Source organism: Verrucomicrobiota bacterium (assembly GCA_034440155.1).
Lineage (GTDB): Bacteria > Verrucomicrobiota > Verrucomicrobiia > JAWXBN01 > JAWXBN01 > JAWXBN01.
On record JAWXBN010000037.1, the window covers coordinates 1 to 23,789 of the forward strand.

The 23,789-nt window shown below is 50.0% G+C and carries 24 protein-coding genes; 16 read left to right on the top strand and 8 right to left on the bottom strand.

Going from position 1 to position 23,789, the window contains the following annotated elements; all coding sequences use genetic code 11:
- Positions 1–263: 263 nt before the first annotated feature.
- The 4 genes from SGI98_03815 to SGI98_03830 all read left to right on the top strand — a co-directional run bounded on the left by SGI98_03815 (position 264) and on the right by SGI98_03830 (position 2,838).
- On the top strand, positions 264–1,217 hold the full coding sequence (locus SGI98_03815; GenBank protein MDZ4742527.1) for a DUF4142 domain-containing protein: 954 nt from the start codon (positions 264–266) through the stop codon (positions 1,215–1,217).
- 39 nt (positions 1,218–1,256) lie between these two features.
- The gene (locus tag SGI98_03820; protein ID MDZ4742528.1) at positions 1,257–1,826 is read left to right on the top strand and encodes a DUF3341 domain-containing protein; all 570 of its coding nucleotides are present in this window, start codon (positions 1,257–1,259) and stop codon (positions 1,824–1,826) included.
- Positions 1,827–2,136: 310 nt separating this feature from the next.
- Positions 2,137–2,385: a hypothetical protein gene (locus tag SGI98_03825; GenBank protein MDZ4742529.1), complete on the top strand. Its 249-nt coding sequence runs from the start codon at positions 2,137–2,139 to the stop codon at positions 2,383–2,385.
- 201 nt (positions 2,386–2,586) lie between these two features.
- A complete protein-coding gene (locus tag SGI98_03830) occupies positions 2,587–2,838 on the top strand; it encodes a hypothetical protein (protein MDZ4742530.1) in 252 nt (83 codons plus the stop codon).
- Between the two features lie 513 nt (positions 2,839–3,351).
- Here SGI98_03830 and cls read toward each other — a convergent pair.
- Together cls and SGI98_03840 are read right to left on the bottom strand one after the other, a co-directional pair.
- A complete protein-coding gene (cls, locus tag SGI98_03835; protein MDZ4742531.1) occupies positions 3,352–4,638 on the bottom strand; it encodes a cardiolipin synthase in 1,287 nt (428 codons plus the stop codon).
- 506 nt (positions 4,639–5,144) lie between these two features.
- Positions 5,145–5,297, bottom strand: coding sequence for a hypothetical protein (locus SGI98_03840; GenBank protein MDZ4742532.1), 153 nt, complete (start codon positions 5,295–5,297; stop codon positions 5,145–5,147).
- Between the two features lie 182 nt (positions 5,298–5,479).
- Between SGI98_03840 and SGI98_03845 the strand changes: the two genes are divergently transcribed.
- The 3 genes from SGI98_03845 to SGI98_03855 all read left to right on the top strand — a co-directional run bounded on the left by SGI98_03845 (position 5,480) and on the right by SGI98_03855 (position 9,290).
- Positions 5,480–7,114 (top strand): NAD-dependent malic enzyme, encoded by a 1,635-nt coding sequence (locus tag SGI98_03845; GenBank protein ID MDZ4742533.1) that lies wholly within the window; start codon positions 5,480–5,482, stop codon positions 7,112–7,114.
- A 14-nt stretch (positions 7,115–7,128) separates the two neighbouring features.
- Positions 7,129–8,820: a thiamine pyrophosphate-binding protein gene (locus SGI98_03850; protein ID MDZ4742534.1), complete on the top strand. Its 1,692-nt coding sequence runs from the start codon at positions 7,129–7,131 to the stop codon at positions 8,818–8,820.
- Between the two features lie 341 nt (positions 8,821–9,161).
- Positions 9,162–9,290 carry a hypothetical protein gene (locus SGI98_03855; protein ID MDZ4742535.1) on the top strand — a complete coding sequence of 43 codons (129 nt, stop codon included), beginning with the start codon at positions 9,162–9,164 and terminating at the stop codon, positions 9,288–9,290.
- Between the two features lie 351 nt (positions 9,291–9,641).
- Here SGI98_03855 and SGI98_03860 read toward each other — a convergent pair whose 3' ends face one another.
- Entirely contained in the window at positions 9,642–10,157 is a 516-nt protein-coding gene (locus SGI98_03860; protein MDZ4742536.1) for a DUF4339 domain-containing protein, read from the bottom strand.
- 183 nt (positions 10,158–10,340) lie between these two features.
- On the opposite strand from SGI98_03860, the gene purF reads away from it, so the two are divergent.
- From purF to SGI98_03895, 7 genes are all read left to right on the top strand, one after another.
- Positions 10,341–11,807, top strand: coding sequence for an amidophosphoribosyltransferase (gene purF, locus SGI98_03865; protein ID MDZ4742537.1), 1,467 nt, complete (start codon positions 10,341–10,343; stop codon positions 11,805–11,807).
- 6 nt (positions 11,808–11,813) lie between these two features.
- Positions 11,814–12,848, top strand: a complete 1,035-nt coding sequence (gene purM, locus SGI98_03870) for a phosphoribosylformylglycinamidine cyclo-ligase (protein MDZ4742538.1) — start codon at positions 11,814–11,816, stop codon at positions 12,846–12,848.
- A 49-nt stretch (positions 12,849–12,897) separates the two neighbouring features.
- On the top strand, positions 12,898–13,137 hold the full coding sequence (locus SGI98_03875) for an AbrB/MazE/SpoVT family DNA-binding domain-containing protein (GenBank protein ID MDZ4742539.1): 240 nt from the start codon (positions 12,898–12,900) through the stop codon (positions 13,135–13,137).
- Positions 13,121–13,528, top strand: coding sequence for a type II toxin-antitoxin system VapC family toxin (locus SGI98_03880; protein MDZ4742540.1), 408 nt, complete (start codon positions 13,121–13,123; stop codon positions 13,526–13,528). Before SGI98_03875 ends, SGI98_03880 begins: the two co-directional genes overlap by 17 nt.
- A gap of 3 nt (positions 13,529–13,531) precedes the next feature.
- Positions 13,532–15,070: a bifunctional phosphoribosylaminoimidazolecarboxamide formyltransferase/IMP cyclohydrolase gene (gene purH / locus SGI98_03885; protein MDZ4742541.1), complete on the top strand. Its 1,539-nt coding sequence runs from the start codon at positions 13,532–13,534 to the stop codon at positions 15,068–15,070.
- A 100-nt stretch (positions 15,071–15,170) separates the two neighbouring features.
- The gene (locus SGI98_03890; GenBank protein MDZ4742542.1) at positions 15,171–15,686 is read left to right on the top strand and encodes a transcriptional regulator; all 516 of its coding nucleotides are present in this window, start codon (positions 15,171–15,173) and stop codon (positions 15,684–15,686) included.
- A gap of 1 nt (position 15,687) precedes the next feature.
- A complete protein-coding gene (locus SGI98_03895; GenBank protein MDZ4742543.1) occupies positions 15,688–16,383 on the top strand; it encodes a hypothetical protein in 696 nt (231 codons plus the stop codon).
- Here the strand turns inward: SGI98_03895 and mutS are convergent.
- Both mutS and cimA read right to left on the bottom strand, forming a co-directional pair.
- Positions 16,380–18,899 (bottom strand): DNA mismatch repair protein MutS, encoded by a 2,520-nt coding sequence (mutS, locus tag SGI98_03900; protein ID MDZ4742544.1) that lies wholly within the window; start codon positions 18,897–18,899, stop codon positions 16,380–16,382. The genes SGI98_03895 and mutS overlap by 4 nt on opposite strands.
- Before the next feature lie 36 nt (positions 18,900–18,935).
- Positions 18,936–20,507: a citramalate synthase gene (cimA, locus tag SGI98_03905; GenBank protein MDZ4742545.1), complete on the bottom strand. Its 1,572-nt coding sequence runs from the start codon at positions 20,505–20,507 to the stop codon at positions 18,936–18,938.
- 92 nt (positions 20,508–20,599) lie between these two features.
- On the opposite strand from cimA, the gene SGI98_03910 reads away from it, so the two are divergent.
- Positions 20,600–21,802, top strand: a complete 1,203-nt coding sequence (locus SGI98_03910) for an SAM-dependent methyltransferase (protein ID MDZ4742546.1) — start codon at positions 20,600–20,602, stop codon at positions 21,800–21,802.
- An 18-nt stretch (positions 21,803–21,820) separates the two neighbouring features.
- Here SGI98_03910 and SGI98_03915 read toward each other — a convergent pair whose 3' ends face one another.
- Both SGI98_03915 and ndhC read right to left on the bottom strand, forming a co-directional pair.
- A complete protein-coding gene (locus SGI98_03915; protein ID MDZ4742547.1) occupies positions 21,821–22,165 on the bottom strand; it encodes a hypothetical protein in 345 nt (114 codons plus the stop codon).
- Positions 22,166–22,263: 98 nt separating this feature from the next.
- Positions 22,264–22,647, bottom strand: a complete 384-nt coding sequence (ndhC, locus tag SGI98_03920; protein MDZ4742548.1) for an NADH-quinone oxidoreductase subunit A — start codon at positions 22,645–22,647, stop codon at positions 22,264–22,266.
- Between the two features lie 92 nt (positions 22,648–22,739).
- Here ndhC and SGI98_03925 point away from each other — a divergent pair, with 92 nt between their 5' ends.
- Complete coding sequence (locus SGI98_03925) at positions 22,740–22,973, top strand: hypothetical protein (GenBank protein ID MDZ4742549.1); 234 nt, start codon at positions 22,740–22,742, stop codon at positions 22,971–22,973.
- Between the two features lie 139 nt (positions 22,974–23,112).
- Here the strand turns inward: SGI98_03925 and SGI98_03930 are convergent, their stop codons facing one another.
- Positions 23,113–23,589, bottom strand: coding sequence for a transposase (locus tag SGI98_03930; protein ID MDZ4742550.1), 477 nt, complete (start codon positions 23,587–23,589; stop codon positions 23,113–23,115).
- Positions 23,590–23,789 lie beyond the last annotated feature (200 nt).

The window sequence follows — 23,789 nt, forward strand, 5'->3', positions numbered from 1 at the left end:
GAACGTCGTCACGGATAACCGGCAGACCCTCGTCGGCGTGAGTGCCGGACAAAGTCGAAAGCCTTGGAATCCAGTCGGTCATGCGACCCAGTGTTCCTAACAGGGAAAGCCTTTGGGCTCACTCTCTCGTCCTGAAATGTGACACATGACACCGTGTGCCAGGGTAAACTTGATTCGTGGGGTGAACACCCCATATCGAATAAAAGCCAGTCTGTTATCTTTTGATCTCGTGAATAATCCAAATGTTAAACCAAAAGGTATTTATGAATATGAAGTCACAGCTTACAACTCAACACAATCCGAAACAATTATCCAAACGCATCACCAGCTCCACTATAAGCACATTGTGCATGACTGTGGCGGCGGCGGCGGCACTTTTCATCGCAGCTCCTTACGCTAAGGCAGCAACGGCGATCTCCACAGCCGATCAAAAATTTATTTTGGCAGCGTCACAAGGTGCCATGACCGGGGTGAAGCTGGGCGAACTGGCTGCACAGAACGGACAACGCGACGATGTGAAGTCTTTCGGTAAGATGATGGTGAAAGAACATACGTCCATCAATGACGACCTGAAAGCGTTAGCCGTACAAAAGGGCGTAGTCTTGCCCGAGAGCCTAGATAAAAAGAATCAGGCGACGGTGGATAAAATGGCAGCTCTGACGGGTTCAAAATTCGACGACGCTTATATCGCTAGCATGATCAAAGATCACAAAAACGATATCAAGGAATACAAAGCGGAATCTGACAAAACGAAAGATGCGGATATTCAAAGCTTCTTGAAAAAATCGACACCGAGCATGGAAGAGCATTTGAAGCTCATCACTGCGATGGACAGTGTCCGTGATAGTAACACAAAAAACTCAGCCGGGACTAACCAAGGTGATAACACCGTCACGAACACGACCTATAAGGCCGACAATACAGGCATCAATAAGCGCGACCGCGACAAGGATACCTTAACACCGCTCGATCAGGGTAACACAACGTCCGACATCAACACCACGGCAGAGATTCGTAAAGGAATCATCGCTAAAGATGGAATGTCCGTGAATGCCAAGAACGTGAAAATCATCACCGCCAATGGTGAGGTCACCTTACGCGGACCCGTGGACACCGCGGATGAAAAACGTCAAATCGGCGAAATCGCCGACAACCTTGCCGGAGCGAATAAGGTGAGTAACCAACTGGAAGTCAAAAAGACCGCTAGCAATAACTAATTTGGTAATTAATCAAACAAAACAAAGAAAGAAATATCTATGTCAAATAAATCCGTATTCTGTATCGCTACATCACACAATCAGGCCGATCAAATCGTCGACCGCTTAAAAAATGCAAACTTCTCGAATAACGACATCTCTGCGTTATTCCCCGACAAGGAAACGTCACACGATTTCGCCCATGAGAAAAACACGAAAGCACCCGAAGGAGCGGTCACCGGCGCAGGCACAGGCGGCGCTATTGGTGGGACTTTGGGATGGATTGCTGGGATCGGTGCACTGGCCATTCCGGGAGTAGGCCCGTTTATCGCTGCCGGTCCGATTATCGCCGCGTTGAGTGGTGTGGCTATCGGTGCAGCCGTGGGTGGTATTGCGGGTGGTTTGATTGGTATGGGCATTCCAGAAATCGAAGCCAAACGTTACGAAGGCAAGATTAAGGAAGGTAATATCCTCATCTCAGTGCATACCGAGAACTCCGAAGAAATCACCAAGGCCAAAGAAATCTTCACACAGGCCGGGGCCCAGGACATCTGTACAACAGGTGAATCCACCGTTCCTCATCCTGAAAAAATGAGTAATCGTAAGCTGCATGAATCCAGTGTCAATTAAGTAACCAACATCTATTCGAGACATGAATCAGGTCCTGATTTCATAAGCACGAGACGTTGATGATTCTAAAAACTAAATCCCCACGGTCGAGTTAATCGACCGTGGGAACTCTTTTTAACTTTCTCACAAAGCAAGATGAATAAAACCTATGAAAAGCAAAAAATCACAAAGCGGGAAAATCGGGTGGATTCTCCTGTGGGTCTTAGGAGTTCCTCTTCCCGTTCTCCTCATTCTTTTCCTCTTGCGGGGCTGCACTTAAAATCAACCAATATCAAAATAATCTCTCACCAATAAACTAAGGAATAATATTATGAATGACGGAAATCCAAATCAAATCAAAGAAGCAGGCTCTCTCCTGGTCGAAGCTGTCGTCGATCAAGCGGACTCAACACTCAATGAAGCAAAAAATATGATCACTGACAAAATGAAGTGCATTCAGGAAAAAGCCTGCGAAGCACAAAAATGCACCGAAAACTATGTGAAGGATAATCCATGGAAAACGATTGGACTGGCCATCGGAGTGGGCTATATCCTGCGCTTGATTTGCCAAAGACGTTAATTTTTTTGTTAATTGCAAAGAAATAAAGATTCATCTCATTAGCCCGTCTTCCGAATCAACCAAGTACGCAAAAAGCTTACCCACTTCCACACAGGAGTGGGTAGGCTACTCCTTAGATATTTTTAAAACGCGCCTCGACCTTCTGTCCACGGGGATCGAGGGAGAAATACCTCAATTTAACCCGGACAGAAGCCTTCTACTATGATCGAATATCATGTTCCCACGACAAATAATGAGACACCACTCGATCCGACAGAGGAGGGCTACCATACAAGCTCTGCAGCCCCTGAGGGCAGTGACCGTCTGGCCGAGATGTTTAAGAAAGTCAGGGAAGAGATGATGATCTCCCAGACTAAGCTTCAGCAGTCTCATAACACCTTGATATTTAATATCCTGTGCACGACAGCTATCGCCGGACTTGTGATTTTTGTCTACTTTAAAAAATTCCGCTAATAACCTTGGGCAGGTGCTTACTTTTTCCGAACACCCCCCGGCCTTGTTGATTTACCCACTCATCCCGATAGTCCCCGACCATTTAAAACCCTTGTCCAAGGATACACTGGGTCAAGGTCGCGATGTCGTCCCCTCCTGTCCTATCGCGAGAGGTCTTTGTGTATGGGCCACACCCGCGACTCCATCGCATCGCACCCCTTTGCTTCAGAAGCCCGATTCCGGAAAGCTGATCAGTGCCGTTTTAAAAACCTCGACTCCGGGGTTAATCCATCATATTGGCTCTCATAAACTCGAAATGCCCAATCTTAAGATCCCCGTTTTCCTTAACCAGGACAATCTTGAAATTGTAGTATAACGCAAAGTCCGTACTCTTTTTAGATAATATGTACATGCCCATACCGGGCACACGGGCATAGACAATCATGTCTGTGCTTCATTTTTAGTCACGATACATCATCGGGGGGAGAAAAAACCTATCCGCCCTCTTTTTAATGGCGAGGGCTAGTTGAATCATTACAATTGCCGCCGGAAGATACCGGCCATCTCATCGAGGATTTTCCCGATGGGAGAACGGTCTTTAAACTCCGCCCGGGTCATTAAACGGGACTTGGCTCTGTCCTCTTTAAAGACTTTGACTTGCTCGGCCGCAAAGGTGGCGTCATAGACATTTAGATTTGCCTCGTCATTGAGACGAAAGGAGCGGTCATCAAAATTTGTGGAACCCACTGACACCCATAGATCGTCCACGATCAAAACTTTGCAGTGATACATCGTCGGTTGATACTCGTAGATTTTCACCCCCGCATCGAGTAATTTGCCCCAGAGTGAGCGGCTGGCACCCTGCACGATTTTGATATCCATCTCTGGCCCGGGCACAATAATCTCCACCTCGACACCTCTTTTGCGGGCGGCGATCAGGGAATCAATCGCGAGGTCGTCCGGGACGAAATAGGCGGCCTGCAACCGGATGGATTTTGTCGCTGAAGAGATGGAGAGTAGATACATCAAACGCACACTTTCACTGCCTTCCCCTTGCGAACTCTTAAAAACTTGCGCTAGGGAATCGCCGACGGGCTCGATCTCCGGAAAATATCGATTCCCAAAAAGGACTTGAGCTCGCGTTTTTATCCAATTATCTATGAAAGCGGCCTGCATCTGGGCGACGGCAGGGCCTTCGATCCGGTAGTGTGAATCGCGCCAATGATCTTTGGACTGAGCCTGTCCTTTCCACTGATCCGCGATGCCCACCCCGCCGGTGAATCCGATCCGGCCATCGACCACGAGCAATTTGCGGTGCGTCCGGTTATTCAGTCGCGATAAATTATACCAATGCAAGGGACGATAAAGCTCCACTTCTGCGCCGGCTTGTTTTAATTCCTTCAGATATTTCCCCTCGATCCTAGAGCCCGCCCAGTCCAGCATGACATGGACTTTCACCCCCGCTCGCGCCCTTTCACTCAAGGCATCGGCAAACTCCTGCCCCACCTCCCCCGACCAATAAATATAAGTCTCAAAAGTGATCGACTCTTTCGCGTTCCTGATGGCTTCGAGCATGGCTGGAAATATCTCATCCCCATTCTGTAGGGAACTCACCCTGTTGCCCGGCAGGATCCCTGGCCCGAGGAGTTTGCCCATGCCCCGGAGAAATTGCGGATCATCAATGGAGAAACGATGCTCTAGTTTATAACGAATCTGCCTCTGCCCCATCCAGAAATTCAGAAAGAAAGTCGTGAGGAATACTGTGATTGACACAATAATGAGGATCAGAGCGCAAAACTTGATTTTCCCTTTTAACTTCATATTTACCTCAGTGCACTGCACGGAGACAAAAATTATGATAGCCGCGCGGTGACCCCACTGACGATGGGGTATTCACCCCATAGGATGACGGGACGTTTGTCTTGTCTGAGGATACACTTCGCCCACCACGCAAAAGCGGGTCTCATACGCTTGACTAGGCAAGTCAGTCGGCGGTGGGGTTATGGTTCGATAGTAACGGAGAAAGTCTTTTTTTGATCATCCCGATCGACTTTGAGATTCAGAGGGTACACCTGTACGATCATTTCGAAGGAGGCAGGTAGGGGCACGTCAAAAATCTGACAACTTATTATTTCCTCAAGTCCTTTGGGTATCGCCACGGTGTATTTGGAATTATTAGCTATGAGGCATAAAAAAAAGAGAAAACGGGAAGGGGCTTGAGGCGTTTTATCAAGGATTCCTCTTGATCCTTTTTGACAATATAATAGACCAGATGAAAAGGATCCTCGATAACAGCATAACCGTTTTCTCGGGCAATTTGTTTTGTTTTACCCCTTAGCCTCCGGGCCAAACCCAGTGATGAATGAAGTATTGGTCGCACCAGGGGCGGTTAACGATAAATTTTTTGGATTATTCATACAGAGCCAGTCCAGAGAGATCGATGGAAATTTAATGAGTGACACCCGGACCGATAATGACATTCGTATGCTCCCTAGATAGGTCATTTCGCCCATTAATTTTTAAAATTCAGTCAAAAATCGTCACCTGATCTTTAGAAATAAAAACTTGCCATTCCGTACGGTATTCGCGCAATGTGGTTCAAATTATTACTGAAGGTTTTCGGAACTCTTTGAAAATAAACCTGTTCAACAAGGGCAAACTTATGACTCAAACCCAAATCCCCACTGGCTACAGCCTCCTCCACGACTCACGATATAACAAAGGTTCCGCTTTTACCCAAGCCGAGCGGGATGCCCTCGGACTCAATGGCCTGCTCCCGGATGCCGTCCAATCGATCGACGTGCAAATTGCGCGTGTCCATGCCCAACTCGAAGTAATGCCGGGCGACCTCCAAAAATATCTTTTCCTCTCCGATCTCCAGAGCCGTAACCAGACTCTTTATTATGCCGTGCTCATGTCGGACCCGGCCCGTTTTATGCCGCTGGTTTATACACCCACCGTGGGTGAGGCCTGCCAGAAATTTGACCACTTTTTCCGCGGGACACGCGGGCTTTACCTGCCGATCACGGCAAAGGGTAAAATCCGTGAGCTCATCAAGAACTGGCCCGAACCCGATGTCCGCTTTATCGTCGTGACCGATGGCGAACGCATCCTCGGACTCGGCGACCTCGGTGTCGGGGGCATGGGTATCCCCATTGGTAAACTCGCCCTCTATACCGCTTGCTCGGGGGTCCCCCCCCAGCTCAGCCTGCCCATCACCCTCGATGTAGGGACAAATAACCATGCCCTGCTCGAAGACCCGCTCTACCTCGGACTCAAACATGAACGCATCCGCGGCGCGGACTACGACGCCTTTATCGATGAATTTGTCAGTGCGGTGCAGGAACTCTTTCCGAAATGCTGTATCCAGTGGGAGGACTTTGCGAATTTTAATGCTTACCCGATCCTTAACCGGTACCGTGACAAGATCTGTACCTATAATGATGACATCCAAGGCACAGCCGCCGTCGCACTGGCAGGCATCTACGGGGCCACCCGGATTTCTAAGGAAAAACTCAGCGACCAGCGGATCCTTTTCCTCGGGGGTGGGGCGGCAGCTACCGGCATCGCCGAGCTCATCAGCGAGGCCATGGCCCTCGAAGGTTTATCCATGGACGAGGCGCGCAAACGTAATTGGCTCTTTGACGTCCACGGGCTCATCACAAAAGATCGTACCGACCTCACGGATTTCCAGAAACCTTTCTCCCATGACCATCCGGCGATTACGAATTTCGTAGCGGCCATCGAAGCGATCAAACCCACCACCATCATCGGGGTGAGTACCGTGCCGAAACTCTTTAACCAAGCGGTCATTGAGGCCATGAGCCGGATCAATGCGCGCCCGATTATCTTCCCGTACTCGAACCCCACCTCGCGCTCGGAATGCACTGCGGAAGAAGCCTACTCATGGTCCAAAGGCCAGGCTATCTTCGCCAGCGGGAGCCCCTTTGACCCGGTCCAATACGGTGGCAAGACCTTTATCCCCGGCCAAGGGAATAACGTTTATATATTCCCGGCTATCGGCCTGGCCGTGCTAGCCACCGAGAGCAAACGCGTGACACAAAAAATGTTCATCCGCGCCGCCCAAGCCGTGGCCGAGCAAGTCAGCGAGGAGCAGCTTGCTTCCGGTCTGATCTATCCCCACCAGAGTCATATTTTCGAGGCCTCCCTCCACGCCGCGGTGCGTGTGGCCGAGCTGATCTACGACAGTGACCTCGCCGGGGTCCCGCGCCCCAAAGATGTTTCGGCCCAAGTGCGCAGTTACGCTTATTCACCCGTTTACCCCTCATACGTATAAGGAATATCCCTCCTATGACCACACCTCAGACCACTACCCTCGGCGCCTACCTGGCCACTCGCCTCTCACAGGCGGGAATGAAAGATTTCTTCGGAGTCCCCGGAGACTTTAATCTCGTCCTGCTCGATGAATTACTCAAAGAGCCGGACTTGCGCATGATCGGTTGTTGTAATGAACTCAACGCCGGTTACGCAGCCGATGGATACGCCCGGGTCAGGGGATTATCCATGGTCGTCGTCACTTACATGGTCGGTGGACTCAGCGTCATGAATGCCACCGCGGGCTCATACTCCGACGACTTGCCCGTGCTCGTCGTCTCCGGCGGGCCAAATACAAATGATGCCCCCGCGCACCATTTGCTCCACCACACCATCGGTGAGTACGAGCTCTATCAGGCATCAAAATGTTTCGAGCCAGTCGTGCGGAAAACCTTTGTCATCCGCCATCTCGATGACGCGACCCGGATGATCGACGAGGCCATCACCCTCTGTCTCAGGGATAAAAAACCGGTTTACCTAGAGATCCCTTGTAATATCGCTAATGCCAAAGTCCCTGCCCCCGGCCCACTGGTTTTCCCGCCGTCCGCGGTGACCACTGACCCGGCTTCTTTACAAGCAGCCGTAGATGCCGCCGTCAGTCATTTAGAAAACACGGTCAAACCCGTCCTCATCGCAGGGGTCAAGCTCGCCTCTCAGGAAGCGATGACTTCCTTCGCCAAACTCGCCGATGCCTTAGCCTGTGCGGTAGCGGTCATGCCAAATGCCAAAGGGCTTTTCCCTGAGAGCCACAGCGGATTTATCGGCACCTACTGGGGCGAGGTCAGCAGCCCCGATTGTGCGGAAGTCGTCGAGTCCAGTGATTGCCAGATATTTGCAGGACCGATCTTTAATGACTACACCACGACAGGATGGACCACGCTGATTAACCACAAGAAATCCATCCAGATCGGACCGGATTTTGTCATCGTGGCCGGAGCCCCCTTCCATAACGTGCGGCTCAATGATTTCCTCGCGGCCCTTGCCAGCCGCACCCCGAAAAAGGAGGCATCACTCCAGGCTTACACCCGATTACACGAGGCTCCACCCGCGACGACGCTCGCCGCCACAGATGCCCCGCTTTCCTTGCGTGAGCTCCGTCATCACGTGCAGGATTTAATCAATGGAGACTCCCATCTGGTCATCGAAACCGGGGACTCGTGGTTTAATGGCCAAAAACTCATCCTGCCCGACGGCGCGGGTTACCATTTCCAAATGCAGTACGGCTCCATCGGCTGGGCCACGGGCGCGACCCTCGGGGTAGCTATCGGTGCTGGCCCCGCAAAACGTGTGGTCTCCCTGATCGGCGACGGTTCCTTCCAGCTCACCGCACAGGAAATCTCCACGATGATCCGTTACCAGACTAACCCCATTATTTTCCTGCTGAATAACCGCGGGTACACTATCGAGGTCGAGATCCACGACGGGCCTTATAATAATATTAAGAACTGGAACTATGCCGGACTCGTCGATGTCTTTAATGCCGGGGAAGGTAACGGACTCGGCCTCAAAGCCGCCACCAGTGCCGAACTCACCACGGCCATCGAACGCGCCAAAAAACATGACGGCCTAGTCCTGATTGAATGCGCCCTCGACCGCGATGATTGCACCAAGGAACTCCTCGAATGGGGTAGCCGCGTCGCCTCCGCAAACGCCCGCCCGCCCGTCTAAACTCATTACACCAGTCTCACACCCTCACTCGGCTTCCGGACTCTCCGGCCGAGGTGAGGGTTTTTTCTTACCCCCCCTCGCGCAAATTGCTCCTGACGGCAACGAAGGCTGGCATTCCCCGTATCCTGAAAGGATGCCAATCATATAGCCCGGGGCTGGTTTGAACGGAGAGCCTCCCGATCCGCGGCAAGCGGGCTCGCTCGCCCTGGCTTTTCCCTCCTAGTCTTCCTAGGACGAAATTTACCACGATAAACTCGGGAGAAAAAAAAAGGGGGGGTTCTCGCGAAGGCCGCAAAGTTTTTTTGAATTTCCCTGTGTAGGGCGACGGGCCCCGTTGCCGTATGTCGGATGTCACCCTGAAACTCTGGCCTCTGGCAAGCAGGGCCGCTTGCCCTACAAAATCAGGTAAAACGCGCAAATTGCTCCGGACAGTAACGAAGGCCTGTATCTCCGGCATCCTGAAAGGGTAGTATCAGCGCGTGTGAGGGAAGGGATCGAGATGCGGAGCCTGACACTCCACTCGTCTTTCTCACGATGAACATCATCGGTCATCTTTTCCCCAATTCCTGTTAAGCCAGACAAGCCGGTAGCAAAAGGGGAAGGGAATGAATTAGATGCGGAGCTCAAAATTCTTCACGTTTCTTCGCGGTGAACTCTCCCCTCTCCCCCCCCCCGCTGTAGGGTGACAGAGCCCCGCTGCCGGACACCGAAGGTAACCGTGAAGCTCTCGCTGGCGGCAAGCGGGCTCGCTCGCCCTGCACACTCGCTCGGTCTGGCTTTTCTTCCTTGGTCTTGCGCGTGATGGAATCCTATTTCCTGCGCTACTGCATGGCTACGCCCATTATCATGATGCCGACCATGCCGAGGAGTTCCAGTCCGTTCAGGATAATGCCGATGACGCACGTAGTTTTGGAGAATTCGCTTTTCATGAGGGGGACAATGCCAAAGATAATCCCCAGAAGGTTCACCCCCACTCCCGCAAAAATGCAGAGGCCGATAATCACCATGACCGGGCTTTGGTCATTGGCACCGGAATGATGGGCGACTCCTGCCGCGATCAATAAGGCGAACCACCCCACAAACATCACCCCGCCGATCACCAAGGAGGCCCAGCCCAACGAGGAATTTTTCTTCCCCGGTACATGAGGTGGTGGCACCACCGGAAAGTCTGGGAGGCCAAAAACAGTTTTGGCCGGTTGCCACTCATTCATTCCCTCATGCCATACCATGTCTCGGGCCAGAATTTTCCCGGTAACACGCATTTGGGCAATTTGCTCCTCGGTGAGAGGGCCTAATTGCTGGCCATTTCGGGCGATAAAGTAAGAAATAGGGTTCATAAAACGGTGCTGAAAAGATAAATAACGGGCTTTTACGCTGAGGGAAAGGGAAATTTACTGATTTAACCTAAAGAAGGGGGTGGTATGGTAATATAACCATCTAAATCCGGTTGGTCCTGAATATTTTACTTCTTTGAAACACAAAGGTTGATTTACTGCATGGTTTCTTTTTAGTTCATCATCATGTCCGATGACTCTCATTATTATCCGAAGCACGAGTGTGGAATATTTGGTATTTTTGGTCACCCGGATGCCTCATTAATTACCTATTATGGTCTCTATGCCCTGCAACACCGCGGCCAGGAAAGTGCGGGCATCACGTGTTCCACCGACGGCCAGGAATTTAAGACCGTCAAAGGCATGGGACTGGTTCCCCAGATTTTCGACGAGGACAAACTCAAATCATTAAAGGGTAACCGCGCTATTGGCCATGTACGGTACTCCACCACGGGATCGAGCCATATCATTAATGCCCAACCGATTGTCGTGAATTGCGCCCAAGGCCAGGTCGCTGTCGGGCATAATGGGAACTTGATAAATGCTAATGAACTCCGTGAAGAGCTCGAGGCTAATGGCTCGATATTTCAAACCACCGTGGACAGCGAGATCATCCTCCACCTCATGGCCCAGCCCCGCAGTGTCAGCCATGAGAATTGCCTCATCTACGCTCTGAAAAAAATCCAAGGGGCTTATTCCCTCGTGATCAAAAGCGAGAAAGAAATCATCGGTGTGCGTGACCCCCACGGTTTCCGCCCGCTTTGTATTGGTAAACTAGGGAACTCTTATATCCTTTCCTCGGAAACCTGCGCGCTGGATCTCGTCCAGGCGGAATTCATCCGCGATGTCGAGCCCGGCGAGATCGTCATTATCGATGAGAATGGTTTACGCTCGATCAAACCTTTTGTGCCACCGGAACAAAATGCTTTCTGCATTTTCGAATATGTCTATTTCGCCCGTCCTGACAGTAATATTAATGAAGTCAATGTGAGTACCACCCGTGTCCGGATGGGCATCGAGCTGGCCCGACTCCACCCGGTGGAGGCCGATGTGGTCATCCCCGTGCCCGACTCCGGTAACTACGCGGCCCTCGGTTACTCCGAGCAATCAGGCATTCCCTTTGAACAGGCTTTTGTGCGGAATCACTATGTCGGACGGACATTCATCCAGCCGACCCAGCTCATCCGCGACTTCGGAGTCCGGGTAAAGCTCAATCTCATCAAGGCCTCGGTAAAAGGCAAACGCGTCGTCGTCGTCGATGACTCCATCGTGCGCGGCACCACCGCCCGCGCCCGTGTGGTGAATCTCCGCGAGGCCGGGGCCAAGGAGGTCCACGTCCGCGTGAGTTGCCCTCCCCACCGTTTCCCCTGCCATTACGGTATTGATTTCCCGAACAGCAGCGAGTTACTGGCAAATAAATATACAAACGCGCAAATCGCCGAGTATCTCGGTGCGGATAGTGTCGGTTATCTCGATGTGTCGAGCATGATCCGGGCCACTACCCTCAAGCCAAATAACTTCTGCCTGGCCTGTTTCACCGGGGATTACCCGATCAAATACAATGCCGAAAGTGATAAATTCATCATGGAACGCCGCAAGTTGCGCCCCCCGGTCGAGCTCGTTCCCCTCGAAGAACAAACCCGGTTATTATAATTTCCTATGAGTTCAAAAAAAGCTTATGCCCAAGCGGGCGTCGATGTCGATCTCGGTAATAAAGTCAAATCCGGCCTGGGCAAATTGCTCGCCAAAACCAAACGCCCGGAGGTGCTGGGGAAAGTCGGCGGGTTCGGCGGACTCTTCCGGGCTAGCTTTAAGGGATTTAAAGACCCGGTGCTCGTCGGTAGCGTGGACGGTGTCGGTACAAAACTCAAAATCGCCGTCGATACCGGTAAACACGACACCATCGGCGCCGACCTCGTGAACCATTGTATCAATGACATCGCGGTCCTGGGGGCTGAACCCCTCTTTTTTATGGATTATATCGGCACGGGTAAACTCGAACCAAAAGTCTTCGAGCAAATAGTCTCCGGCCTAGCCAATGCCTGCGCCGCCGCAAATTGCTCCCTGATCGGCGGGGAAACCGCCCAGATGCCCGGTGTGTATCAAGGGAAAGATTATGATCTGGTCGGGTGTATAGTCGGTATCGTCGACCGCGCGAAAATGATCGACGGCACGAAAATCAAGGAAGGCGACATCATTATCGGGCTGGAATCCAGCGGGCTACACACAAACGGTTATTCCCTTGCCCGTAAAATCCTTTTTGACCAGCTCAAACTCAAGCTGACCTCGAAAATCCCCGGCGAAAAAGAACCCTTGGGCAAATTGCTCCTGAGGACACATATTAATTACCTGCCATTCGTCAAAGCCCTCGGCAAAGCCGTCACCATCAAAGGCATGGCCCATATCACCGGCGGGGGTTTGATCGACAATCTGCCGCGTATCCTACCCAAAAATGTGAATGCCTTTATCGACCGCGGATCTTGGAAAATCTCTCCCCTCTACCATTTGCTTTGTGAAAAAGGGAGAGTCTCCGAGGAAGAGCGTTACCAGACATTTAATATGGGGATCGGTTATTGTTTCGTCGTTTCGAGCAAGGATGTCGACAAAACCATGGCTCTCCTGCGCAAATTGCGCGCGAAACCCTCGATCATCGGCCAAATCGAAAAGGGCACCGGGATCGTTCGTATCGTCTAAAAAAACATATCCCTTTGACATTAAAAGTAGGAATAACTACATTATAAGTATGAAAACAACGGCCATTGTCTCCGAAAAAGGTCAGGTCACAATCCCTAAATCCTTACGAGTCCGTTTAGGGATCAAGAATGGCACGATTTTAAACTTTGAAAATGCCGAAGGCAAAATCATCATTTCAAAGAAGGCTACGGGGGATGTTATCGACAAATGGCGAGGTAAAGGGAAATTACCCTTCGGCAACAATACTGACGAATATCTGGAAGTAGTGCGTTATGGTCACCGCCGTTGATTCCTCTGTCCTCATTGATGTTATTTGTGACGATGCAAAGTTTGCGGACAAATCAATCGCCACCATCAAAAAAGCACGCGATGAAGGACAAATAATTATATGCGAATGTGTGCTTGCAGAGATTTCCCCTGCTCTATACCCCACTGATATCGCCTCCTTCCTCTCGACTTGGGATATCGGATTCAAGCCGTCCAGCGAGGAAACAGCCCGTCTTGCGGGAGAGTTTTATACTCTATTCTGTAAACGTAAAAGCAGTGGACACATACTTTCCGATTTTCTCGTCGGAGCCCATGCTATTGTATATGCTGATCGCCTGCTTACAAGGGACAAGGGCTACTACCGTGATTACTTTAAAAAACTCAAAATCCTTGATCCATCAAAACTATCATAATCCATGAAAATCCAACGCGCACTTATTTCCCTCTCTGACAAATCCGGTTTGGCCGACCTCGCCGCCGCCTTACTCAAACACCAAATCGAAATCCTCTCGACAGGCGGGACAGCCAAAGCCCTCCGCGAGGGCGGCCTCAAAGTCAAGGATGTCAGTGAACACACGGGATTCCCCGAAATGATGGACGGCCGTGTCAAAACACTCCACCCGAAAGTCCACGGGGGCTTGCTTTACCTCCGCAACAATGAGGAACATGCCAAACAAGCCCGTGAACACGGTATCCCCCCCATCGACCTCGTCATTGTGAATCTATATCCGTTTGAAAAAACCGTGGCCAAACCAGACTCCACCCTCGAAGAGGCCATCGAGAATATCGATATCGGAGGTCCGTCCATGCTACGCAGCGCGGCCAAGAACCATCATTTTGTGACAGTCGTCAGTGACCCGGCTGATTATCCGCGGTTGATTGAGGAGCTCGATAAACTCGAAGGGGAAACCTCCTATGAATTCAAAAAATATTGTGCCGCAAAAGTTTTTGCGACCACCGCAGCGTACGACGCCGCCATTTCAAACTTTTTCCACGGCGCTTATCATATCCCCTCCCCCCATTTCCACCAGGTCTTGAAAAACCGTAAGCCTCTCCGTTACGGCGAGAATCCCCACCAACAAGCCACCCTTTTCGGTGATTTCGATAAATCCCTCGAACAACTCCACGGCAAGGAACTCTCCTATAATAACATGATCGACATTCAAGCCGCTGCGGAATTAATCGCGGAATTTGAAGATCCCACGGTCGCCATCCTCAAGCATACGAATCCCTGTGGTGTGGGCACCGACCCGAGCAATTTGCGCGCCGCCTGGGACAAGGCATTTGCCACCGATCAACAAGCCCCCTTTGGCGGGATCATCGTGACAAATAAATTACTCACGCTGGATTTGGCACAAGCCATCTCGGAAATTTTTAGCGAGGTCATCATCGCCCCGCAATTTGCCCCGGACGCCCTCGAGCTCCTCCAGAAAAAGAAGAACCTGCGTCTGATGCTCAATAAAATCCCCGAATCCCAGAAATCCGCTCCCGGTCTAGTCATTAGGAGTGTCCTCGGTGGACTACTCGTACAAACCAAGGACACACACAAGACAACCGAAACAGACCTCACGATCGTCACCAAACGCCCGCCGACACCCGAGGAACTCAAAGCCCTGCTCTTTAACTGGAAAGTCGTTAAACATGTGAAGTCAAACGCGATCGTCTATGGGGGCGCCGACCGCACACTGGGCATCGGTGCCGGACAAATGAGCCGGGTGAACTCTTCGCAGATCGCCATCGCGAAATCCAAAGAGTCGGGGCTCTCCCTAAAAGGCTCAGTCATCGCCTCGGACGCCTTTTTCCCCTTCGCCGACGGCCTGATCGCCGCTGCTGAACAAGGGGTCACCGCTGCCATCCAGCCCGGGGGCAGTGTCCGTGATGGAGAAGTCATTAAAGCGGCTGACGAACACAATATCGCCATGGTCTTTACGGGCGTGCGCCATTTCCGACATTAGTATCGGGGAAGAGTATCTCGATAGAAAAAGTTTTTTACGTGCAAAAAATAACTTGTCTGCTATTTTCAATAAGTTTTGAAACTTTTGAAAGATTTAACAGATGAGTGACATTCCAGAGACTAAAAGAAAATTTATCACAAGCTGGGGGGAAATGGGCACATGCTGGGGGATCAACCGGACGATGGCCCAGATTCACGCTCTGATGATGGTGTCGAATGAACCCCTGAGCACCGACCAGATCATGGGCGAGCTCCAGATCAGTCGCGGTAATGCCAATATGAACCTCCGTGACCTCATCAGCTGGGGGCTCATCCGCCGTGAAGTAAAAATCGGCGACAGGAAAGAATATTTTGTCGGCGAAAAGGATGTCTGGAAGATGTTCTGCACGATTGTCCGCGAGCGTAAAAAGCGGGAAATCGAGCCTGTCATCAAAGCCTTGCAGGATTGTATCGACGACGTGAAGGAAAGTGAGACGACCGGTATCGATAAAAAGCTGCTGGACGAGAAACTCCACGAGCTTTTAGATTTTGTACAAACCGCCGATGTACTCATGGAAAAAATATCCAGACAGGAAAAGAATAAGATTTTCCCCCAAATCCTTAAACTTCTTAAATAACATGTTTAAAAATCTCACCCTCCCCGCAGCACTTATTTTGTGCCTGATCACATCCCAACGGATCCATGCAGAGCCACCGACGACAAATATTAATACTGCCATTACAGCTAATACGGGCACGGTGAATCCCTATATTAAATACGTTTACGACACTATCCGACCGAACCGGAAATTTGAAATGCCGACCGCTTATACCGCTACCCTCGTCCTGAGGAGGAACGGACAAATGGAAGTCCAAAAAATCTCCGTCAACGGCCCCCTCTGGAGAGCGGATCAAATCCTCGACAAAGGTGAAGTGCTCACATTGGTCATGAGGGATGATGTACAAAGTGGCTTCGCCACAAAAACCGGGGTCAAAGGATACTCCCAGATCGATTACAGTAACCAATCAACAAAAAACCCGGTAAAACGCCTGCTCCTGCCCCTTTACTCCGAAAATAAATTTAAAATCAATGAGGGCACTGTCGAATTCATCGGAGAAACCGTCACGGAAAAGCTCGAGCTCGACACAAAAGCCGGAAAAGCAAATCTCTGGGTGAATCGCGCAACATGGACCCCAGTCAGACTGGGCAGTGAGGATGGCTCCATGATCATTGATTTTGCCGATTTCAAACTCCAAGCCCCCTCGCCGAGAATTTTTGAAATCCCTACCGATCAACCTGTCGCTCCTGACAAAGCCCCGAAGAAAAAGAATTAATCAGCTTTAACTGCGGGTTTATGCTGACTAAACATATCCATCTGTGAAACGGCGTGTTTGGCCTTCTTCTTTTGTTTAGCCCTTTGTGCGACCAATCGCGGGACCCCACTCTCATCGAGCTCATCTTCTTCGAGCCGGGCGAGGATTTGTTTGGCGCGTTCCACCACGATCTTTGGTAATCCCGCCAAACGCGCGACTTGGATGCCGTAACTTTTGTCCGTGCCGCCGGGATTAATCTTGCGCAGGAAAATAATCTGTTCATTCCATTCACGGACCGCGACATGGAAATTCTTCACCCCGTCCAGACTCAGCGCAAGCTCGGTGAGCTCGTGGTAATGCGTCGCAAATAGGGTTTTGGTCCGGGACTCTGAATGTAAGTACTCCGCTGTCGCCCAGGCTATCGATAAACCGTCAAAGGTGCTTGTCCCCCGTCCGATCTCATCGAGGATCACAAGGCTGCGGGATGTGGCGTTATTGAGGATATTCGCCGTTTCATTCATCTCGACCATGAATGTGCTCTGGCCGCGGGAGAGGTCATCACTGGCTCCGACACGGGTGAATATCCTGTCCACCAGCGCAATTTGCGCGGACTTCGCCGGGATATACGAGCCCATGTGCGCCATCAGGACAAGGAGGGCCACTTGACGGATATAAGTCGATTTCCCCGCCATATTCGGCCCGGTGATGATCAAGACACGGTGGTCCTGATCATTGAGACGGGAATCATTAGGGATAAATTTTTCTTCGGAATTAATTTGTTCAATCACAGGGTGCCGGCCCTCCTCGACAACAATCCGGCCTTCCTCAGAAATTTCGGGACGACAATAATCAAAGAGTTGTGCGGTTTCAGCAAAAGAAGCCAAAATATCCAGGGCGGCTAAGGTCCGTGAAGTGGACTGCAAGGATTCGGTATGAGTGACGATTTTTTCCCGGACCTCAAGGAAAAGGTCGTACTCAAGTTTTTGCCTTCTTTCCTCACTGCCTAGGATTTTGCTTTCCATTTCCTTGAGCTCAGGCGTGATGAAGCGTTCGGCATTCACTAACGTTTGTTTCCGGATATAGTCTTCAGGCACCTGGTTCAGGTTTGATTTTGTAATCTCTATATAATATCCAAATACGGAATTAAACCTGACTTTCAGGGACTTGATGCCGCTGCGTTCCTGCTCACGGATCTGGAGCTGGGCGATCCAGTCTTTCCCATCACGGGAAGCGACGAGCAACTCATCGAGCTCGGCGGAGTAACCCAAACGGATAATGCCGCCTTCTTTCACCGCGATCGAGGGTTCATCGACAATCGCTCGCGAGACTAACTCATCCACCCCGGGCAGCTCGGTAATCCCCTCCAAATACGGAGTCAAAGACTGGTCTCCAAAGTCAACAAGTTGCTTCTTGATCGCAGGGAATTCACGGACAGAGTCCCGCAACGCGTTCAAATCACGGGCATTTCCATACCCTTGGTTTAACCGGGAGACAATGCGCTCCACGTCGCGGACACCCTTGAGCAAATTGCGCAGGCCCGCCAAGGCGATTGGATTCTTGAGGAAGGTCGCCACGGTGGATTGACGGGCAAGAATGTCCCCCTTTTTGACCAATGGCCGGACAATCCAATCCCTGAGGGTTCTCGCCCCCATCGGGGTAATCGTCCGGTCCAAGGCATTTAGCAACGAGGTATTTTTTGCCGCATGGGCATTCAAGGGCTCGGTTAGCTCGAGATTCCTCTGCGTAATATTATCCAGGACAAGGTACTCATGCGACTGGTAGCAGCGCAAGGAGTGAATATGGTGGGTCTGGCGACGCAAAGTGGACTGTAAATAATGGAGAATCGCCCCGGCCGCACTGATCCCGTATTTCAATCCGGAGATACCAAATCCATCCAAGGACTGTGTTTTAAAATGGTTCTTTAACGTTTCTGCGGCGAAATCGGACTCGAACGTCCATCCATCATGCACCGTCACGGCAAAGGAAAAATGGTTCTTTGAAAGGTTTCCTAACCATTCCGAAGGAATGATTAATTCCGATAATCCCACACGATAGAGTTCATCAAGCCATTCACTGTCGTTATCGAACTCCGTCAGCTTAAATTCCCCTGTAGTTAAATCAACAAGGGCGAACCCTGTTTTTCCATTCGCACCACAGAGGCTTCCTAAAAAGTTATTTTTACCCGACTCGAGCAGATTACTATCCACGACCGAGCCCGGACTGATGATCTGGGCCAGCTCGCGGTTAACCAGTTTTCCCGGGACGGCTTCCTCGGTCTGGTCGGCGATGGCCACACGTTTACCGGCCTTGATTAATTTCGAGATATAAGTCTGCGCTGCATGGTAGGGAATCCCGCACATGGGAGTACCCTGGCGCTGGGTCAGGGCAATATTCATAATTTGCGCTCCGATTTTTGCGTCGTCGAAGAACATTTCATAAAAATCACCCAGACGAAAAAGGAGAATGGCATCCGCCGGCACCTCGCGTTTCATCCGCGTGTACTGCTGCATCATCGGTGTAAGATTACTCTCGGACATAATTCAAAGAAGTATCCCGCGCCAGCAGGGGATTGCCTAAGATATCTTTCTGAGTAAATAAAACTCGATGGAATCAACTAATGCCAGCCAGCTGGCATCGATGATACTATCCGATACCCCGACAGTGCCCCAAGTTAATTTCCCGTCGGAAGACTCGATAAAGACACGGGTTTTGGCACTGGTTCCCTTTTTCCCGTCGATAATACGCACTTTATAATCCGTGAGCGTAATCTTTTTGATCGCCGGATAATATTTTTCTAAGGCTTTACGCAAAGCACAATCCAGCGCATTGACCGGACCATCACCCTCGGCCACGGTATGGTAGATATCATCCTTGATTTTAAGTTTCACCGTCGCTTCACAATCCAAAGCGTCAAGATCCTTACTTTTAAAAACACTGACATGATACTCCATGAGCTCAAAAAAGGTCTGGTGTTTATTCAGCGTTTTTTTGATCAAGATATCGAGGGAACCTTCAGCAGCCTCGAACTCAAAGCCGCGAGATTCCAGCTCCTTAACTTGCTCAAGGATCTTTTTGACTTCCGGTTGGTTCTTATCCAAATCGTACCCCAAAGCCCGGGCTTTCATGAGGATATTATCACGCCCACTGAGTTCCCCGACCAGAATCCGCTGTATGTTCCCGACGGATTCCGGCTCGATATGCTCATAGGCCTTTGAGCTTTTTTGAACGGCATTAACGTGGGTCCCTCCTTTATGGGCAAAGGCGGTCTGACCGATAAACGGGGCCCTGATGTCATGGCGGACATTGGCGATCTCGTCGATATACAGGGACAAATCACGCAGCGACTTGAGTTTATTTTTGCCGACGACATTCATTCCCATTTTCAGGACGAGATTTGGGATGACCGTGGTCATATTACAGTTGCCCGTTCTTTCACCGTAACCATTCATCGTCCCCTGGACTTGAACGGCCCCGACTTCGATCGCAGCAAGGGCATTCGCCACTCCTAACCCGCTGTCGTTATGGGTGTGGATACCGATTTTGACCGTTACTTTCGAAATGACATCACGGGTGATCCGGGCTATCTCCGCGGGTAATGTCCCCCCATTGGTATCACAGAGCACACAATAATCAGCCCCGGCCTTTTCGGCGGCCAGGATACAGTCCAAAGCATAAGCCGGATCATTTTTGTAACCGTCAAAAAAATGTTCAGCATCAAAAATCGCTTCTTTGCGGTTGTCTTTGAGATACTTGATCGTATCGGCAATCATCGCGATATTTTCTTCCGGCGTGGTTTTTAATATTTCACGCACGTGGAAAAGGGAGGTTTTCCCAAAAATCGTGACGACAGGCGTGCCCGCATCGATCAAAAGCTGCACTTGCTCATCCTTTTCAACCGCGATTTTCATCCGGCGCGTCATCCCAAAAGCCGAAATTTTCGCATTCACCCACTTCTTTTTGCGAGCTTCCTCGAAAAATGAGATATCCTTGGGGTTTGATCCCGGCCATCCACCTTCGATATAATGAATGCCGAAAGCGTCGAGTTTCTCTGCAATACGAATCTTATCCGTCAGTGATAAATTGATATCTTCCCCCTGGGTTCCATCCCTCAGGGTAGTGTCATAAAGTGTGACAGGCTCTTTCATAAGTCGGTGATCATGGCAAAAGACTGGCCATTCTATCAAGCCGCAAAGTGACCCTTCTCGTTTGAGATAGTTTTCCTTGGGTTTTCATAATAATGCGTTACGATCATACGATGTCTAATCTCTCCGAACCAAATCCTTTGGTACAGGAAATCCGCCAGCAAATAGCTATGAGTGGCCCTATTCCTTTTGTGGAATTCATGGGGAAAGCCCTTTACCATCCACAATACGGATATTACTCAAATCCGGCACTCCCTATCGGGCGCAAAGGGGATTTTTTCACCAATGTCTCGGTCAGTTCACTTTTTGGCCAGCTCATCGGCCAGCAATTCGAGGAGATGTGGCGTTTAATGACTCCGTGCCCGGATGGATTCTCGATTGTCGAACAAGGGGCTCATACGGGTGAATTTTGCTGTGATGTCATGACATGGATGCAGCAATTTGCGCCCGCCTTTTACCAAGAAGTACGCTATCTTTTTGTCGAACCACGTCCTCAGCACCAAAAGAAACAGCGGGAAACATTAGCTTCAAGAAATATTAACCTGGACAAGGTCCAATGGATCAACGACTTGTCCGAGCTTGCAGATGGTTCCTTGAATGGTGTGATTTTTTCTAATGAACTCTTGGATTCTTTCCCCATCCACCGGATTCAATTCCATGATGACCGGTGGCATGAACAATACGTGACTTGGCAGCGGAATAAATTTTCTTATATCAACGGTGAATTGAGTAACCCGGACTTGGAAGCGCAAATTGCGCTGATCCCCAGAATCCATATCCAGCGTTATACCACCGAGATTAACCTCAATGCCATTAAATGGATTTCGCAGGCTTGTGCAAAAATCGGGCGAGGATTTATTTTCACCATCGATTACGGTTATCCTGAAACTCTTTATTATAACCGCTCACGAGTAGAAGGGACCCTGACCTGCTATTACAAACACCGGCCCCGTTATAACGCCCTAGACTTGGTCGGGGAACAGGATATTACCTCGCATATTAATTTTTCAGCGATGGCAAAAGCCGGTATCCTAAACGGTGCCGTCGTTAATGGGTTTACCGATCAACATCATTTTATGGTCGGCATAGCACAGGATGATCTAAAGGGATTTGAGCAGAATAGCCCTGATTCACTCAGGATGACTCCGGAAGACCATCATAAGATGCTCAGGGCGTTTAAAACCTTGATGCACCCAGAGCTGATGGGAACCACATTTAAATACCTGATCCAACAAAAGGGATTCACGGATATCCTCGCCCTGAGCGGTATGCGGTTTACACGTGAGAGTGTACTCTAAGGGATAATAAAGTGGACGCTACTTCTTTAAGGCTTCTTTAAGCTTACTGAAGGCTGTAGGTAGGCGTAATGATTTCAAGGAATCATAGAACTCCCGCATTTTTTGCTTTTTTTCCAGCTTATCATGCTCGAGTAAATATCTTTTTTCTTCTTCGGTAATCCGGACTGCTGCCTGTGCCGCCGCCTCAGGATTAAAAAACTCGTGGAGATAATCCCATTCAGCCGCACATTTGGCTTCTCCTGTCGCCCGGTCTTCAAGGACCGTTGACTCTACGATTCGCCCCTCGACAACCCATTGCTGAATTGTGAGTTCACTGGCCGGTCCATATTTTTGGCCGTCCTCACCGATTACAAATGCAGGCATCTTTGATTTTGATCAGGGGCCGTATTCCTCCCCTATACTCATGTAGTCTTATTTTATCATGGTTAAAGATGGATATATAGCGACACATCCACCCGCCATTATTTCCAATCAAACGCCCCTTTTTTGAGGCAATAAATTTCGCCAACGATAAAAAGGGCTAAAAACCAAATCATTCCCCAGAATATCCCATTAGGAATCCCCGACAGGTTCTGGCCCAATAAGTCCTGAAAGCTGACAGCCCATGTATACATAAAAATCAACTCGATATCGAAGAGGATAAAGAGCATGGCCACGAGATAAAATTTAACTGAGAACCGGGGGGTAATACTTCCTTCAGAAATCATTCCGCACTCATAAGCACTATCCTTCGCTTTATTCAGACGGCCTTTCTGGCCAAGAATGATGGACGTTAATAGTGCGGCAACACCAAAAAAAAGGGCGACAGCAAGCTGGACAAAAACAGGAATATAATCACTGAACATACTAGTCCATAAATAATCACTCGTTTAAAAGAGTCAAGTGCGACCCTCGACTTTTAGACTTTTTTCTCGTTATTGGAGGGGCAGGCTTCTGTATGCTCGGGGGGTTCACGGGTGGGCTTTTGGGTTTCACGGACAATTTCCAGCTTGGTCCCGTGGTCTCGGACGAGGTGAAACTCGTCCCTCCAGTTTGTTTGGTCTTTATGTTCGCGGACAATTTCCAGCTTGGTCCCGTGGTCGTGGACGAGGTGAAACTCGTCTCTCCAGTTTGTTGGTCTTTATGTTCGCGGACAATTTCCAGCTTGGTCCGGTGGTCGTGGACGAGGTGAAACTCGTCCCTCCAGTTTGTTTGGCAGAGATTGTCCCTTCAGATCGACGATACCGGGGTTTGTCCGGTTCTTTGACGTTTTTCTCGCGGTTTGAGGGGCGGGGTTCTGCATGTCCGGGGGTTTCGCGGGTGGGTTTTTGTCATGAAAATTCTAAGATATTCAATTCCCCCTGATAAGGCCAATCATGAGAATGACCAACCAAACCTGCGCGGACTGGATTTTGAGTGACATATTGCCATTTCGCCGAATAACTTTCATTGGATCTTAATTGTGTGTCCCAAAAATCCTTCTGCCAGATTGATTGTTTAATAGAGACGTTCATCTTCCATTGCCTTGTAAAGATGGATTTCCAGTATTTTACCCAATCTTTGAGACTTGTAGGATATCCAGCATACGGGCTGCAAAAGAGATGAATATGATCAGGCATTAAACAATAATATCCCACGGTCCATCCTTTGGCCTGTTCCCATGAGGAAATTAATTTATCCTGAGCCTGTTTTGATGCAAAAATTGAAATTTTTTCCTTGGAGCAAACTGTTAAAAAGATGATGACCGATTTTCCATATTGGGGTTCATGGGGAGAATGGTGTACGGGAAATTTTCTGTCAGGTTTCATCTAATTTTTTTATGTTGGTTAATTATTTTCATAATTGGAGGGGCGGGGTTCTGCATGTCCGGGGGTTTCACGGATAATTTCCAGCTTGGTCCCGTGGTCGTGGACGAGGTGAAACTCGTCCCTCCAGTTTGTTTGGTCTTTGCATTCGCGGACAGTTTCCGGCTTGGTCCCGTGGTCGTGGACGAGGTGAAACTCGTCCC

Bases quoted from the DNA above. Each gene is read 5' to 3' on its own strand.
- SGI98_03895 (MDZ4742543.1), top strand. From the start codon at position 15,688: ATGTTTAAAAATCTCACCCTCCCCGCAGCACTTATTTTGTGCCTGATC.
- SGI98_03815 (MDZ4742527.1), top strand. From the start codon at position 264: ATGAATATGAAGTCACAGCTTACAACTCAACACAATCCGAAACAATTA.
- SGI98_03925 (MDZ4742549.1), top strand. From the start codon at position 22,740: ATGCTCGGGGGGTTCACGGGTGGGCTTTTGGGTTTCACGGACAATTTC.
- SGI98_03820 (MDZ4742528.1), top strand. From the start codon at position 1,257: ATGTCAAATAAATCCGTATTCTGTATCGCTACATCACACAATCAGGCC.
- SGI98_03850 (MDZ4742534.1), top strand. From the start codon at position 7,129: ATGACCACACCTCAGACCACTACCCTCGGCGCCTACCTGGCCACTCGC.
- SGI98_03845 (MDZ4742533.1), top strand. From the start codon at position 5,480: ATGACTCAAACCCAAATCCCCACTGGCTACAGCCTCCTCCACGACTCA.
- ndhC (MDZ4742548.1), bottom strand. From the start codon at position 22,647: ATGTTCAGTGATTATATTCCTGTTTTTGTCCAGCTTGCTGTCGCCCTT.
- purF (MDZ4742537.1), top strand. From the start codon at position 10,341: ATGTCCGATGACTCTCATTATTATCCGAAGCACGAGTGTGGAATATTT.
- mutS (MDZ4742544.1), bottom strand. From the start codon at position 18,899: ATGTCCGAGAGTAATCTTACACCGATGATGCAGCAGTACACGCGGATG.
- SGI98_03830 (MDZ4742530.1), top strand. From the start codon at position 2,587: ATGATCGAATATCATGTTCCCACGACAAATAATGAGACACCACTCGAT.
- purH (MDZ4742541.1), top strand. From the start codon at position 13,532: ATGAAAATCCAACGCGCACTTATTTCCCTCTCTGACAAATCCGGTTTG.
- SGI98_03890 (MDZ4742542.1), top strand. From the start codon at position 15,171: ATGAGTGACATTCCAGAGACTAAAAGAAAATTTATCACAAGCTGGGGG.
- SGI98_03855 (MDZ4742535.1), top strand. From the start codon at position 9,162: ATGTCGGATGTCACCCTGAAACTCTGGCCTCTGGCAAGCAGGGCCGCT.
- SGI98_03860 (MDZ4742536.1), bottom strand. From the start codon at position 10,157: ATGAACCCTATTTCTTACTTTATCGCCCGAAATGGCCAGCAATTAGGC.
- SGI98_03880 (MDZ4742540.1), top strand. From the start codon at position 13,121: ATGGTCACCGCCGTTGATTCCTCTGTCCTCATTGATGTTATTTGTGAC.
- SGI98_03930 (MDZ4742550.1), bottom strand. From the start codon at position 23,589: ATGAAACCTGACAGAAAATTTCCCGTACACCATTCTCCCCATGAACCC.
- SGI98_03915 (MDZ4742547.1), bottom strand. From the start codon at position 22,165: ATGCCTGCATTTGTAATCGGTGAGGACGGCCAAAAATATGGACCGGCC.
- cimA (MDZ4742545.1), bottom strand. From the start codon at position 20,507: ATGAAAGAGCCTGTCACACTTTATGACACTACCCTGAGGGATGGAACC.
- SGI98_03840 (MDZ4742532.1), bottom strand. From the start codon at position 5,297: ATGTCATTATCGGTCCGGGTGTCACTCATTAAATTTCCATCGATCTCT.
- SGI98_03875 (MDZ4742539.1), top strand. From the start codon at position 12,898: ATGAAAACAACGGCCATTGTCTCCGAAAAAGGTCAGGTCACAATCCCT.
- SGI98_03825 (MDZ4742529.1), top strand. From the start codon at position 2,137: ATGAATGACGGAAATCCAAATCAAATCAAAGAAGCAGGCTCTCTCCTG.
- purM (MDZ4742538.1), top strand. From the start codon at position 11,814: ATGAGTTCAAAAAAAGCTTATGCCCAAGCGGGCGTCGATGTCGATCTC.
- cls (MDZ4742531.1), bottom strand. From the start codon at position 4,638: ATGAAGTTAAAAGGGAAAATCAAGTTTTGCGCTCTGATCCTCATTATT.
- SGI98_03910 (MDZ4742546.1), top strand. From the start codon at position 20,600: ATGCGTTACGATCATACGATGTCTAATCTCTCCGAACCAAATCCTTTG.